This is a genomic window from Streptomyces amakusaensis, from assembly GCF_039532665.1.
Classification (GTDB): Bacteria; Actinomycetota; Actinomycetes; order Streptomycetales; family Streptomycetaceae; genus Streptomyces; species Streptomyces amakusaensis.
In genome coordinates this window covers 1-14,162 of the sequence record NZ_BAAASB010000015.1, presented here as the reverse complement: position 1 = coordinate 14,162, position 14,162 = coordinate 1, and the positions used below count along the sequence as shown (strand labels likewise).

12 protein-coding genes, 1 rRNA gene and 1 riboswitch are annotated in these 14,162 nt (G+C 69.2%); of the genes, 1 reads left to right on the top strand and 12 read right to left on the bottom strand.

All coding sequences use genetic code 11. The features are described 5' to 3' along the window. Positions 1-32: 32 nt before the first annotated feature. Positions 33-2,918 carry an aminomethyl-transferring glycine dehydrogenase gene (gcvP, locus tag ABD371_RS25065; RefSeq protein WP_344480568.1) on the bottom strand — a complete coding sequence of 962 codons (2,886 nt, stop codon included), beginning with the start codon at positions 2,916-2,918 and terminating at the stop codon, positions 33-35. A gap of 186 nt (positions 2,919-3,104) precedes the next feature. Next, positions 3,105-3,201, bottom strand: a riboswitch (glycine riboswitch). A gap of 114 nt (positions 3,202-3,315) precedes the next feature. On the opposite strand from gcvP, the gene ABD371_RS25060 reads away from it, so the two are divergent. Next, the gene (locus ABD371_RS25060) at positions 3,316-3,699 is read left to right on the top strand and encodes a PRC-barrel domain-containing protein (RefSeq protein ID WP_190126077.1); all 384 of its coding nucleotides are present in this window, start codon (positions 3,316-3,318) and stop codon (positions 3,697-3,699) included. Here the strand turns inward: ABD371_RS25060 and ABD371_RS25055 are convergent. The 11 genes from ABD371_RS25055 to rrf all read right to left on the bottom strand — a co-directional run. Then, entirely contained in the window at positions 3,609-5,177 is a 1,569-nt protein-coding gene (locus tag ABD371_RS25055; RefSeq protein ID WP_344480563.1) for a DNA polymerase IV, read from the bottom strand. The two genes, ABD371_RS25060 and ABD371_RS25055, sit on opposite strands and share 91 nt — an antisense overlap. 123 nt (positions 5,178-5,300) lie before the next feature. Next, a complete protein-coding gene (locus ABD371_RS25050; protein ID WP_344480560.1) occupies positions 5,301-5,897 on the bottom strand; it encodes a MerR family transcriptional regulator in 597 nt (198 codons plus the stop codon). 215 nt (positions 5,898-6,112) lie between these two features. Then, positions 6,113-6,586, bottom strand: a complete 474-nt coding sequence (locus tag ABD371_RS25045; protein WP_006123076.1) for a bifunctional nuclease family protein — start codon at positions 6,584-6,586, stop codon at positions 6,113-6,115. Positions 6,587-6,650: 64 nt separating this feature from the next. After that, entirely contained in the window at positions 6,651-7,424 is a 774-nt protein-coding gene (gene ftsR / locus ABD371_RS25040) for a transcriptional regulator FtsR (RefSeq protein ID WP_344480557.1), read from the bottom strand. Between the two features lie 19 nt (positions 7,425-7,443). Further along, the gene (locus ABD371_RS25035; protein ID WP_229869404.1) at positions 7,444-8,307 is read right to left on the bottom strand and encodes a double zinc ribbon and FHA domain-containing protein; all 864 of its coding nucleotides are present in this window, start codon (positions 8,305-8,307) and stop codon (positions 7,444-7,446) included. Positions 8,308-8,455: 148 nt separating this feature from the next. Further along, positions 8,456-9,361, bottom strand: a complete 906-nt coding sequence (locus ABD371_RS25030) for a DUF881 domain-containing protein (RefSeq protein WP_344480555.1) — start codon at positions 9,359-9,361, stop codon at positions 8,456-8,458. Positions 9,362-9,366: 5 nt separating this feature from the next. After that, on the bottom strand, positions 9,367-9,699 hold the full coding sequence (locus ABD371_RS25025) for a small basic family protein (RefSeq protein WP_006376801.1): 333 nt from the start codon (positions 9,697-9,699) through the stop codon (positions 9,367-9,369). Next, the gene (locus tag ABD371_RS25020; protein WP_344480553.1) at positions 9,696-10,628 is read right to left on the bottom strand and encodes a DUF881 domain-containing protein; all 933 of its coding nucleotides are present in this window, start codon (positions 10,626-10,628) and stop codon (positions 9,696-9,698) included. Before ABD371_RS25020 ends, ABD371_RS25025 begins: the two co-directional genes overlap by 4 nt. Positions 10,629-10,726: 98 nt before the next feature. Then, positions 10,727-13,222, bottom strand: coding sequence for a sugar phosphate nucleotidyltransferase (locus tag ABD371_RS25015; protein WP_344480550.1), 2,496 nt, complete (start codon positions 13,220-13,222; stop codon positions 10,727-10,729). Between the two features lie 110 nt (positions 13,223-13,332). Next, positions 13,333-13,941 (bottom strand): cardiolipin synthase ClsA, encoded by a 609-nt coding sequence (gene clsA / locus ABD371_RS25010; protein ID WP_190126069.1) that lies wholly within the window; start codon positions 13,939-13,941, stop codon positions 13,333-13,335. A gap of 119 nt (positions 13,942-14,060) precedes the next feature. After that, positions 14,061-14,162 (bottom strand): 5S ribosomal RNA (rrf, locus tag ABD371_RS25005); the annotation flags it as partial.

Here is a 14,162-nt window from a genome sequence, read left to right as displayed (position 1 = left end):
CACCGGCCCCGTACGCCTCAGCGCCTCGCGCGTCAGGCGTCGTACTCGTCCAGCGGCGGGCAGGAGCAGACCAGGTTCCGGTCGCCGAACGCGCCGTCGATGCGGCGGACCGGCGGCCAGTACTTGTCGGCGGGGCTCACTCCGGCCGGGAAGACCGCTTCCTCACGGGTGTAGGAGTGCTCCCACTCGCCACCCAGGGCCGCCGCCGTGTGCGGCGCGTTGGCCAGCGGGTTGTCCTCGATGGGCCACTCGCCCGACGCGACCTTCTCGATCTCCTGACGAATCGCGATCATCGCCTCGCAGAAACGGTCGATCTCGCTCAGATTCTCACTCTCGGTGGGCTCGATCATCAGCGTGCCCGCCACCGGGAAGGACATCGTCGGCGCGTGGAAGCCGTAGTCGATGAGCCGCTTGGCGATGTCGTCCACGCTGACCCCGGTCGCCTTCGACAGCGGACGCAGATCCACGATGCACTCGTGGGCGACCAGCCCGGCCGGTCCGGTGTAGAGCACCGGATAGTGCGGCTCCAGCCGCTTGGCGATGTAGTTGGCGGCCAGCACGGCGACCTGCGTCGCCCGCTTGAGCCCCTCGCCGCCCATGAGCCGCACATACGCCCAGGAGATCGGCAGAATGCCCGCCGAGCCCCACGGCGCGGCGGAGATCGGCCCCACGCCCGTCTCCGGGCCGGCGGTCGGCTGGAGCGGGTGGTTCGGCAGATACGGCGCGAGATGCGCGCGCACGCCCACCGGCCCGACGCCGGGGCCGCCGCCGCCGTGCGGGATGCAGAAGGTCTTGTGCAGATTCAGGTGCGAGACATCGCCGCCGAACTCGCCCGGCTTGGCGAGACCCACCAGCGCGTTGAGGTTGGCCCCGTCGACGTACACCTGACCGCCGGCCTCGTGGACCTGGGCGCAGATGTCGGCGACGTGCTCCTCGAAGACGCCGTGCGTCGACGGGTAGGTGATCATCAGCACCGAGAGCTCGGCGCGGTACTGCTCGATCTTGGCGCGCAGATCGGCGATGTCCACCTCGCCGTCGTCGGCGGTCTTGACCACCACCACCTTCATCCCGGCCATCACGGCGCTGGCGGCGTTGGTGCCGTGCGCGGAGGACGGGATCAGGCAGACCGTGCGCTGCTCGTCGCCGTTGGCGCGGTGGTACGCGCGGACGGCAAGCAGTCCGGCGAGTTCGCCCTGCGAGCCGGCGTTGGGCTGGATGGAAACCTTGTCGTAGCCGGTGACCTCGGCGAGGCGCTCCTCCAGCTCATGGATGAGGGTGAGGTATCCGGCGGCCTGGTCGACCGGCGCGAAGGGGTGGATCTGGCCGAACTCGGGCCAGGTGACCGGCTCCATCTCGGTGGTCGCGTTCAGCTTCATGGTGCAGGAGCCGAGCGGGATCATGCCGCGGTCCAGCGCGTAGTCGCGGTCGGAGAGCCGGCGCAGATAGCGCAGCATCGCCGTCTCGGAACGGTGCTGGTGGAAGACCGGGTGGGTGAGGTAGTCGTCGGTCCGCAGCAGAGCGGCCGGCAGGGTGTCCTCGGTGGTCCCGTCCAGCGCCTCGACGTCCCCGCTCACGCCGAAGGCGGCCCACACCGCGGCGAGATGCGTGCGCAGGGTGGTCTCGTCACAGGCGACGGAGACATGGGAGTCGTCGACCAGGCGCAGATTGACCCCGCCCTCACGGGCGGCAGCGACCACCTCGGCCGCCCGGCCCGGCACCCGCACGGTCAGGGTGTCGAAGTACGAGCCGTGCACGACCTCCACACCGCCCGCCTCCAGACCGGCGGCGAGCAGGGTGGCGTAGCGGTGGGTGCGCCGGGCGATGGTGCGCAGCCCGTCGGGGCCGTGGTAGACCGCGTACATCCCCGCCATCACGGCGAGCAGCACCTGCGCGGTGCAGATGTTGCTGGTCGCCTTCTCCCGGCGGATGTGCTGCTCACGGGTCTGGAGCGCGAGCCGGTACGCCTTGTTCCCGTCGGCGTCGACGGAGACTCCGACAAGGCGGCCGGGCAGGCTGCGGGCGAACTTCTCGCGTACGGCCATGAAGCCGGCGTGCGGGCCGCCGAAGCCCATCGGCACGCCGAAGCGCTGGGTGGTGCCCACGGCGATGTCCGCGCCCAGCTCGCCGGGCGAGGTGAGCAGGGTCAGCGCCAGCAGGTCGGCGGCGACGGTGACGATCGCGCCGAGGCCCTGGGCCTGCTCGATGACCGGCTTGAGGTCGCGCACGGCACCGGACGCGCCCGGGTACTGGAGCAGCACGCCGAAGACGCCGCGCTCGGCGATGTCGGCGGGCACACCCTGGGAGAGGTCGGCGGTGACGACCTCGACGCCGGTCGGCTCGGCGCGGGTCTCGATCACCGCGAGGGTCTGCGGCAGTACGTCGGAGTCGACGAGGAAGACGCCGTTCTTGACCTTGCCGACACGGCGGGCGAGCGACATGGCCTCGGCGGCGGCGGTGCCCTCGTCGAGCAGGGAGGCTCCGGAGGTGGGCAGTCCGGTCAGCTCGGCGACCATGGTCTGGAAGTTCAGCAGGGCCTCCAGACGGCCCTGGGAGATCTCCGGCTGGTAGGGCGTGTACGCCGTGTACCAGGCGGGGTTCTCCATGACGTTGCGCAGGATGACCGGGGGTGTGAAGGTGCCGTGGTAGCCGAGGCCGATCATCGGGGCGAGCACCGTGTTGCGGTCGGCGAGGGTGCGCAGCTCGGCCAGTACCTCGGCCTCGGTGCGCGCCTCCGGGAGCCCCAGCACGCCGGCGGTCTTGATGACGTCGGGGACCGCGGCGGCGGTCAGCTCGTCCAGCGAGCCGTATCCCACCTGAGCCAGCATCTTGGCCTGGGCTCCGGCGTCGGGCCCGATGTGGCGCTGTTCGAACGGGATGCCCTGTTCGAGGCTGGCGAGCGGAATGCGGTTGGCGGTCATGTAGGAGGCCTCCTGGTCTGACGCGACCTGCGAGAGGCACCACCGCACGCGGGGTGCCCTGGACGGGCCTCCCCCTCTGTCATCTCAACCTGAGAGCTTCACCGGAGCGCCCGACAGCGACGCCCCGACTTTCACCGTCGGTGAGAGCGGATGCCGTCCGACGCCCGCCCTGCTTTCCAGAGTGACCTCGTCCACGCGGTACAGGTGCCTGAGAGATTCCGGGGAGGATTTGCTCCTTCGGCGCCACCGTCGTCCTGCCGGTGGACTCTCCCGCGCGGGGTCAGCAGCCGCTTGCCAGCCTACCAGCGTGACCTTTCAACAATCGCTCAAGTGGCCGACAGCTTCGATGTGCCCTTTCGTATGGGTTGAAGACCAGTTGCGACCATATGGAGGGACCGTGCAGACCGATATCGATCCGCGCAGCCTGATCGGCCGCAAGGCGTTCGACCGCGACGGGGCCAAGATCGGCACCATCGACGAGGTGTACCTGGACGACGCGACCGGTACACCCGAATGGGCGGCGGTGCGCACCGGGCTCTTCAGCCGGGACGCTTTCGTCCCGCTGGAGCCGAGCACCTTCGCCGATGACATCCTGCGTGTCCCCTACGAGCGCTCCCTGATCAAGGACGCGCCGGACTTCGGCGTCGGCCGTCATCTCTCCCCCGAGCAGGAGATCCAGCTCTACCAGCACTACGGCCTCGAACTCTCGGCGTCCCCGGAGTCCCCCGCACCGCCCCCGGAGGACCGTTCCTTCGGCCGGGTGGCGGGCGAGGAGGACTGACCCCCGGCGGACTGCTCCCCGGCGGCCGGCTCCGGCGCGGGACCGGCCGGCTCGACCAGGGGAAGCGGCTCGGAGGGCGTCAGCTCCGGATCGTCGATCCGGAAGGTGCGCACCCGGCCGGGGGGCGAGTCCGGGCGCTCGAAGCGCACGGTGACCCGGCCGACGCCGCTGCCCTGCACCCACCCGGGCCCGTACAGGGCGTGGCGCACATCGTCCCCGGGGGACCAGCGCCGCCCGGCGGGTACGGGGGGCTCCTCCGGCCCGCCCTCGGCCGGGGCCGGGGCCGGGGGAGCCTCCGCCGCCTCCGGCCCCGCCGCCGTATCCGTATCCGCCGTATCCGCCGTCTCCGCGTCCACCTCCACCGGAACGGATCCGTCCGGCGGCGGGGCGACCGCCGGGACGCCGACGGCGGCCTGGGCGAAGAGATCCTCCTGGGTGTAGTCGGCGAGGCCGGACACCCCGACGCCCAGCAGCCGGATCCCGCCCGTGGTGTCCACGGACTCCAGCAGTCTGGCCGCCGCCTCGCGGACCACCGCCGGGTCGTCGGTGGGGCCCCGGAGCGTCTCGGAGCGGGTCAGCGTCGAGAAGTCGTACCGCCGCACCTTCAGCACGATCGTCCGGCCCGAGTGCCCGGACTCCCGCAGCCGCCGGACGCACCGCCCGGCGAGCCGCTCCACCTCGCCGCGGATCCGCACCCGGTCGTGCAGATCCACATCGAAGGTGTCCTCCACCGAGACCGACTTGGTGTCCCGCTCGGCCACCACGGGCCGGTCGTCGTACCCCAGCGCCATCCGGTGGAGCGCGGTGCCGTGCGCCCGGCCCAGCAGCCGCACCAGCTCGTCCTCGCCCGCCTCGGCGACTTCGGCGCAGGTGGTCATGCCCGCCCGCCGCAGATGCTCCCCGGTGGCCGGGCCGACACCGGGCAGTGTCCGCACCGACAGCGGCCCCAGCAGCTCGCGCTCCGTGCCCGGCTCGATCACCACCAGCCCGTCGGGCTTGGCCTGCTCGGAGGCGATCTTCGCCAGCATCTTGGACCCGGCGAGCCCCACCGAGCCGGTCAGACCGGTCACCGCGCGTATGTCGGCCCTCAGCCGCACACCGGCGGCCAGCGCCGACGGCAGATCGTCGGCCACTCCCCCGGCCTCCAGATCCACGAAGGCCTCGTCCAGGCTCAGCGGCTCCACCAGCGGTGAGAGCGAGCGCAGCAGGCTCATCACCTGATCGCTGATCGCGCGGTAGAAGGAGAAGCGGGGCACCAGGGCCGCCGCGTTCGGCGCGAGCCTCCTGGCCTGCGCCATGGGCATCGCCGAGTGCACCCCGAAGCGTCTCGCCTCGTACGAGGCGGTGGCGACGACACCGCGCGGGCCGAGCCCGCCGACGATCACGGGTTTTCCGCGCAGGCTGGGCTTCGCCGCCTGCTCCGCGGCGGCGTAGAACGCGTCCATGTCCAGATGCAGAATCGTCGGCGCGGATCTCACGTTCCCGATGGTGCCCCATGCCACTGACATCGCCACCGACATCGACATCGCGGGAGCCGTCCCGTCACCGTCGGCCGGGCCGGTGCCGGGACGGCTCCCGGACCGCCCATCGGCTTCCCCGTGTCAGACGGCCCGGTTCTGCCGGCGTCTGGCCAGCTCATCGGCGGGATTGTGGGCGACGAGCGTCTCCCCGGTGTCGACCCGTTCGCCGTGCAGCAGCGACAGCGCCGCCTCCACATCGCGCCAGACGACCCCGACGGCGATCCCGAAGACACCCTGGCCGCCCTGGAGCAGCTGCACCACCTCGTCGGGCGAGGAGCACTCGTAGACCGTGGCCCCGTCGCTCATCAGCGTCATCCGCTCCAGATCGGCGTAACCGCGGGTCCGCAGGTGCCGGACGGCGGCACGGATGTTCTGGAGCGCCACCCCGGTGTCCAGGAAACGCTTGACGATCTTGAGTACGACCACATCGCGCATGCTGTAGAGCCGCTGCGCACCCGCGCCGTGAGGCGGCCGGACACTGGGCTCGACCAGGCCGGTACGGGCCCAGTAGTCGAGCTGCCGGTAGGTGATCCCCGCCGCCGCGCACGCGGTCGGCCCTCGATAGCCGACGGTGTCCGCCGGCTGATCGACCCCGCTCTCGGGGAGCGGATACGGCCCGCTCTCCCCCAGACCTCGTCCGAGGGCACCCCCCACCGCACCGTCGCCGCTGTTTCTCACGCCGACCTCCGTCCTTGACCTGCCGACTCGACGGTAGGCAGTCACCAGGGGCGCGTCAACGATCGCCACACTCGGCACGCCGAGTGATAATCACCCTGAGAGTGGTTTCCCGTGCCCCATAACGGGGAAAGGGTGCTCGAATGTGCCGAAACGGCCCGCCGAAACCTCTCCGGTGACCGCCGGTCCACCGGCGGCCACCTGCACAGCGGCGGCGGTCACTGACTGTTGGTTCCGAAGTCCTCCGGTGAGATCTGGTCGAGGAACTCGCGGAACTTCTCCACCTCGTCCTCCTGCTCGTCCGGAATCGCGATTCCCGCGTCGTCGAGCACCCCATCACTGCCGTAGATCGGCGTGCCGGTGCGCAGGGCGAGCGCTATGGCGTCGGACGGACGCGCGCTCACCTCGACTCCGCTGGCGAAGACCAGCTCCGCGTAGAAGACCCCTTCACGCAGGTCGGTGATGCGGACCTCGGTGAGTTCCTGCCCCACCGCCTCCAGGACATCCTTGAAGAGATCATGGGTCAGCGGTCTGGCCGGTGCCATGCCCTGCTGGGCGAAGGCAATGGCGGTGGCCTCCCCGGGACCGATCCAAATGGGGAGGTACCGATCGCCTCCCACTTCACGCAGGAGCACGATCGGTTGGTTGGAGGGCATTTCCACCCGGACACCCACAACGTCGAGCTCGTTCACACAGCAACCCTAGGACGTGCCCGGCCCGTTTGGGTAGTCGGGCACGTGGTCGATCAACTGATGATCAACTGATTCGGACCCCGAGGGCCGTCTGCACCAGGGCCGCGTGAAGCCGCACGGACAGGCTCGCCAGCTCCTTCGCCGTGGCCTCCGCATGTGCTCTGGTCTGCGGATTACGGTGCCGGCGCAAGGGTGCGACCACCTGTTCGACCAGCCCGGCGTCCCGCTCGGCCGCGGCCTTCATCGGACGCAGATGGCGTGGTTCAAGACCAAATCTTCCCAAGTCCAGAACAAGCCTGGCCACCGTCACGGACTCGGCGTCGTAGCCGCCGTCGACATGCTGGCCGATCAGCCCGTACGACTCCCACTCGACCAGCTGCTCCTCGCCCGCCCCGGCGGCGGCCAGCAGCTCCGCCCGGCCCATCCTGGCGGCCGTACGGCGCTCACCGGGCGTCTCCCAGGCCCCAGGGCCCCACGCGTCGGCCGCGGGCTCCCTCGGGGCGCTCTGCGCGGGCAGCTGGATCTGCTCGCCCCGGGCGAGGGCGTCCAGATGCTCACGGATCACTTTCAGCGGAAGATAGTGGTCCCGCTGCATCCGCAGCACCTGGGCCAGCCGCTCGACATCGGCGGGAGTGAACTTGCGGTACCCCGACGGCGTGCGCCGCGGCTCCACCAGCCCCTCGGCCTCCAGGAAACGAATCTTGGAAATCGTGACTTCGGGAAACTCGTCACGCAGCTGACCGAGCACCGTCCCGATGCTCATCAGCCTCTCGGCCGCGGAAAGCCTCTCCGCCGCGGTGGCGGTGCCGTGACCGGCACCGCCCGTCGGTGTTCGCATGGTGCCTTCCCTCGCGGGGTTACAGGCCCCGCTGCTGGCTCGCGTAGAAGACCAGCCGGTACTTGCCGATCTGAACCTCGTCACCGTTGTTCAGATAGACCGAGTCGATCCGCTCACGATTGACATAGGTGCCGTTCAGGCTGCCGACGTCGGCGACGCTGAAGCTGCCGTCGGGACCCCGGCGGAACTCCACGTGCCGGCGCGACACCGTCACGTCGTCCAGGAAGATGTCGCTCTGCGGATGACGGCCGGCCGTGGTCAGCTCTCCGTCGAGCAGGAAGCGGCTCCCGGAGTTGGGACCCCGGCGGACCACCAGAAGGGCGGAGCCCAGCGGCAGGGCCTCCACCGCGGCCTGCGCCTCGGGAGAGAGCGACGGAAGCTGCGTCTGCCCCGTCACCTCGGAGTCGTACGCCTCCAGACCCGAGATGGAGATGGTGGAGGTCGTCTCGGACGCCCGCTCGGCGGGCACCCCGCCCCGCAGCGGCGCTCCACAGTTGGAGCAGAACTTGCTGGACTGCGGATTGCGGTTGCCGCACCTCGTACACACCGTCACGGCCGCCATCGACGGATCCTCCTGCCGCGGCTGTCCCCCATGGGGATTGGTCGCATACGGATCGGAGGCAAACCCTCCACCCGTACTTGAGGCTGCTGGTTCCCCGAAACCTATGCGGCCGGGACCCGCAGGGTCAACAGACGACGCGCCCGGACCGGCGACCTCGTCCCGGAAGAGCGGACGCTCGCCGCCCTGCTCCTCCTCCTGGCCCTGACGCCGCGCGCGATGCCTGGCGTTTCCGCCGTCCTCGCGTGCGCTCTTGCCGAACAACTTCGCAAACAACTTCACGGGCGATTCCCCTTGACCGAAATAGACCCGCCCGTGGGGCAGGACGAACCCTCAATGATCACACCTGCCGACCCGGACATTCTCACAACGTCCGTACCCGTCAAACAGTTTCCACCACGCGGCACAGCTTCGATGTGCCGACCCCCCGCAACGTCTCGCTCCGGCCCGCGGGACCTCCCGCACCGCCGCCTCACGAAGCCGACGACCGAGCGTAGCCAGGCCGCTTCACCGGCCGCAAGGCATCCACAATGATCTTCTCCGAGCGAACCACCGTGGCGGTGGCCTGCTCCTTCTCCAGTGTCTGCACGACTCCGCCCGGGATGTTCAGCGCCGGCTCCAGATCCTGCGGCTTACCGATGACCTTGAAGATGTACGGTGCGCCGATCCGGTTCCCGTCCACCTCGATGTCGCCACCCGTCCCGGTGAAATACGTATCCGCGACGACCCGCACATCATTGACCTGGATCGCCTCCGCGCCCGCCGCGCGCAGCTCCTGGATCGCGTCGAGCAGCATGTCCGCCTCCACCGCACCCGAACCGTCGGTGATGGTGAGGGTGATCCCGGGCCCCTGAGCCGCGACAGAACCGGCGAGAACACCCAGTTGCTGCTCCTTCTGCTCCGTCTGCCGCCGCGCCTCCTCCGCCTGGTCCGAGCTGTTCTCCAGCTCGGTGCGCTGCTCCTCCAGCCGCTGCTTCTCGTGCTCCAGGCGCTCGGTACGGCTGTCCAGCTCGCCCAGGATCCGGACGAGGTCCTCCTGCCGGGCCCCCCGGAAGGCGCTGTTGTCGCTGGTCGAACGGACCTGGATGGCGAGCCCGAGACCGAGGACGAACAGCAGCGCCGCGACAGTCAGTTGAGCACGGGTCACCCGGGGCGGCCACAGACCCGCGATCAGCCGCTGCCGCCCCGTCATCTGCGCCCTGGGACCGCCCGGCACCGGCCGCGTCTCCGTTTCCGGCTCCCGCTCAGCCTCCCGCTCCGGCTCCGGCCGGCTCTCGCCGCCGGCGGCCGGGGCATCGCGCTCCGGTCCTTCGTCCCGCGCGTCGCCGCTCCGGGGCCCGGTGTTCTGAGGATCGGTGTTCTGAGGATCGGTGCTCATCGGCCTCACGCCCGGAAGACGTGCCGGCGGATCGCGGCGGCGTTGGAGAAGATCCGGATACCGAGGACGACGACCACACCCGTGGAGAGCTGGGCCCCGACGCCGAGCTTGTCACCCAGGAAGACGATCAGCGCCGCCACCACCACATTGGAGAGGAAGGAGACCACGAAGACCTTGTCGACGAAGATCCCGTCCAGCATGGCGCGCAGCCCGCCGAAGACGGCGTCCAGCGCCGCGACGACAGCGATCGGCAGATAGGGCTCCACCACCGCCGGAACTTCGGGCCGGACCAGAAGCCCGGCCACGACTCCCACGACGAGGCCCAGTACCGCGATCACGATGTGCCCTTCCCTGTATCTGCCGTGCCCTGCCCGGCGCCCTTCCCGGCGGAGGCGGTCCTCGGCTCTGCTGTACGTACGATCAGGCTGGGGGCAGCCGGCAGACGCACCGATTCCTTGACCGAGACGCTGAAACGGATGCCGAAGTTCTCCTTCAGCACCTGGAGATACCGTCCGTCGGCACTGTCCCGGAACGCCGCGTCCAGCTTCTTCCCGTCCCCCACCGCCAGCACCGTATACGGCGGCACCAGCGGCCTGTTGTCAACCAGTATGGCGTCTCCGGCGGCCCGGATCGCCGAGAGGGCCGTCAGCCGCTGCCCGTTGATGGCGACGGCCTCCGCGCCGGACTCCCACAGGCCGTTGACGACCCGTTGCATATCGCGGTCCCGCACCCGGCCGGTGTCGCTGAAGCCGCTGCTCTCGCGCGGTCCGCCGCCACCTGCCTGCTCGGTGCCCTTGCCGTCGTCGACCACGAGCCTGAGCCCCGGGCCCGTCACCTCGGTCGCCCCGGCCAGCAGCGACACCAGCTGCTCCTGGTCACCGCCCGGCGCGTTGAGAGCTCTGCGCTGCCGCTCCCCCACTTCGTCACGGAGCTTTTCGACATCGCGCTCCAGGGCGTCCGCGTCCGCGGTCTCCGCGTCGACGCGGTCGATCAGCTCCTCGCGCTCCTTGGCCAGGACCGGTGCGGATATCCGCGCCTCGGCCGCGCCCACGGTCACGACCAGCGCCGCGAGCACCAGCCCGGCGGCCAGGCCCAGTTTGGCCCTCAGCGGACGGGGCAGCCCACCGCCCTCGGCCCGCCGGCGCGCGGTGGCCTCCGCATAGCCCTCGTCGAGGCTGTGCTCCATCACATTCGTCAGCAGCGACATGGACGCGTCGGGACGCGGGGGCGGAGAGCCAGTGCTCCGAACGGGGTGCTGCTGGGACATGCCGCACATCGTCGCACGCCGTGGCCACTACCGCCGAATGGCCCCACCGGTGTGCCGGAAGCCATGGTTCCAACAGCTCCCGGCACACCGGTCACACGTCAGTGACCTGCGCTGTCCACAACCGCGGACCAGCCGTCGAGCAGCTCCTGAGCCGATGCCTCGTCCGGCCCCTCGGCCCACAAATGGGTGACGGCCTCGGAGGGATCCGGCAGCACCATCACCCACCGTCCATCGGTCTCGACCACCCGCACGCCATCGGTGGTGTCGACCTCCCGCTGATCGGCCTCCTCGACCACCCGCCGCATGACCAGGCCCTTGACCGCCCACGGGGTCGCGAGATCCCGCTTGAGCACATGCGCGCGCGGAATACGGGCGTCGATCTGGCTCAGGGTGAGCTGGGTACGGGCCACCAGCCCCACCAGCCGCACCAGGGCCGCCGTACCGTCGAAGACGCTGCTGAACTCGGGCACGATGAACCCGCCGCGCCCGTCACCACCGAAGATGGTGGTCTCCTCACGGCCCACCCGGGTCAGATCGTCCGGCGATGTCGTCGTCCACTCGACCTGTGTGCCGTGGTACGCCGCCACCTGCTCGGCGATACGGGTGGTGGTCACCGGCAGGGCTACCCGCCCACTGCGGCGCTCCGCCGCGACCAGGTCGAGGAGGACCAGAAGCGCCCGGTCGTCCTCGATGATCCTGCCTCGCTCGTCCACGAGGGAAAGCCGCTCGCCGACCGGGTCGAAGCGCACCCCGAAGGCCGCCCGCGCGGACGCCACCATCTCGCCGAGCCGCACCAGACCGGCCCGGCGGGCGTCGGCCGTCTCGGTCGGCCTCGCCTCGTCCAGACCCGGATTGATGGTCAGGGCATCCACCCCGAGCCGTCCCAGCAGACTGGGCAGCACCAGCCCCGCGCTGCCGTTCGAGGCGTCCACGACGACCTTCAGACCCGACTCGGCGACTCCGGTGGTGTCGACATTGCGGAGCAGTGAGCCGGTGTACGAGTCGAAGACGCTGGCCGGGAAGTGCAGATCACCGATCTCCCCCGGGAAGGCGCGCCGGTACTCCTGCCGCGCGTACACCCGGTCCAGCTTCCGCTGCCCGGCCTGGGAGAGGTCGGCCCCCCGTTCGTCGAAGAACATGATGTCGACGGAGTCGGGAACCCCCGGCGAGGTACGGATCATGATGCCGCCGGCGCTGCCCCGCGCGGTCTGCTGCCGCGCCACGGGCAACGGCACATTCTCCAGGTCCCGCACATCGATGGCGCTGGTCTGGAGAGCGGAGATCACCGCCCGCTTGAGCGCTCTCGCGCCACGGGAGTGGTCACGCGCCGTGGTGACCGTCGCGCCCTTCTTCAGGGTGGTGGCGTACGCCCCTGCCAGCCGTACGGCCAGCTCGGGAGTGATCTCCACATTGAGGATCCCGGAGACTCCCCGGGCGCCGAAGAGATGCGCCTGTCCACGCGCCTCCCAGATGACCGAGGTGTTGACGAACGCACCGGCCTCGATCGTCTTGAACGGATAGACCCGGACGTTTCCCTGGACGATCGACTCCTCGCCGACCAGGCACTCGTCACCGATGACCGCGCCGTCCTCGATGCGGGCGGCCCGCATGATGTCGGTGTTCTTGCCGATCACACAGCCGCGGAGATTGCACTGCTCCCCGATGTACACGTTGTCGTGGATCACGGCCTTGTGGAGAAAGGCCCCGGTCTTGACGACGACATTGGAGCCGACGACCGTGTGCTCCCGGATCTCCGCATCGGCTTCGATCTTCGCGTAGTCGCCGATGTACAGCGGACCTCGGAGCACCGCGTCGGGGTGTACCTCTGCCCCTTCGGCGACCCATACTCCGGGGGAGATCTCAAAGCCGTCGATGTCGACGTCGACTTTGCCTTCCAGGACATCGGCCTGGGCCTTCACATAGCTTTCGTGGGTGCCCACGTCCTCCCAGTAGCCCTCGGCGACATAGCCGAAGATCGGCTTGCCCTCCTTCATCAGCTGCGGGAAGACATCACCCGACCAGTCGACGGGGACATCGGCCTCGACATAGTCGAAGACCTCGGGCTCCATGACGTAGATACCGGTATTGACCGTGTCCGAGAACACCTGGCCCCAGGTCGGCTTCTCCAGGAAGCGCTCGACCTTGCCCTCTTCGTCGACGATGGTGATGCCGAATTCCAGGGGGTTCGGCACCCGCGTGAGACAGACGGTGACGAGGGCGCCCTTCTCCTTGTGGAAGGAGATCAGATCGGTGAGGTCGAAATCGGTGAGCGCGTCGCCGGAGATCACGAGGAAGGCATCGTCCTTGAGCGCTTCCTCGGCGTTCTTCACGCTGCCGGCGGTGCCGAGGGGTTTCTCCTCGTTGGCATAGGTGAGCTCCATCCCGAGTTCTTCGCCGTCGCCGAAGTAGTTCTTGACGAGCGAGGCGAGAAACTGAACGGTTACGACGGTCTCATTGAGCCCATGGCGCTTCAGCAGGCGAAGCACATGCTCCATGATCGGCCTGTTGGCAACCGGGAGCAGTGGCTTGGGCATGCTTGAAGTCATGGGGCGCAGCCGGGTGCCTTCGCCACCGGCCATCACGACGGCTTTCATGTCGGAAGCGTCCTCCTTGAGAGAGACGGTCTAGCCGACTGCGCTCGCCCAAAGAGGCCCTCTGGCGTCATGCTCGGCGTGCGACACTGCACGGCTCGGCATCGACGAGGTCAATCGGCCACGGCATCCGCCTTGACGATTCGGCGGACCTGGACCACATAGAGGATCCCTGCCCACCAATAGAGAGTTGTACCCCATCCGGCGAAGGCCCATCCCAAAATGGCTCCGAGTGACGCAAGCCATCCGGATCCGTCACTGAGCAGTAGCAGCGGGAAGGCGTACATCAGGTTGAAGGTGGCGGCCTTGCCGAGGAAGTTCACCTGGGGCGGCGGATAGCCGTGCCGGCGGAGGATCCCCACCATGACCAGGAGCATCAGCTCCCGTGCCACCAGGGCCGCGGTGAGCCAGAGCGGAAGGATTTCCCGCCAGGTCAGGCCGACGAGGGTGGACAGGATGTACAGCCGGTCAGCGGCGGGGTCCAAGAGCCGGCCAAGGCTGCTGACCTGGTTCCACCGGCGCGCGAGTTTCCCGTCGAGATAGTCGCTGATGCCACTGAGCATGAGCACGAGGAGTGCCCAGCCGTCACAGTTGGGCCCGCCGAAAACGGGCCAGAGGATCAACCACAGGAAGAGCGGTACGCCGACGAGACGCGCCATGCTGAGGATGTTGGGGATGGTGAGTACCCGGTCCGTCTGAACGCGGGTCTCCTGGACCTCCACCCGGGGGCCTCCTGTGTGCAATATGCCAATGACTGTCTCAGACCTTACCGTAAGGGTCTTGAACGCAAAAATGCCTCAGTCCCCGGACACAATGTGTCCGGGGACTGAGGCTAAAAATTGTTCGGCGGCGTCCTACTCTCCCACAGGGTCCCCCCTGCAGTACCATCGGCGCTGAAAGGCTTAGCTTCCGGGTTCGAAATGTAACCGGGCGTTTCCCTAAC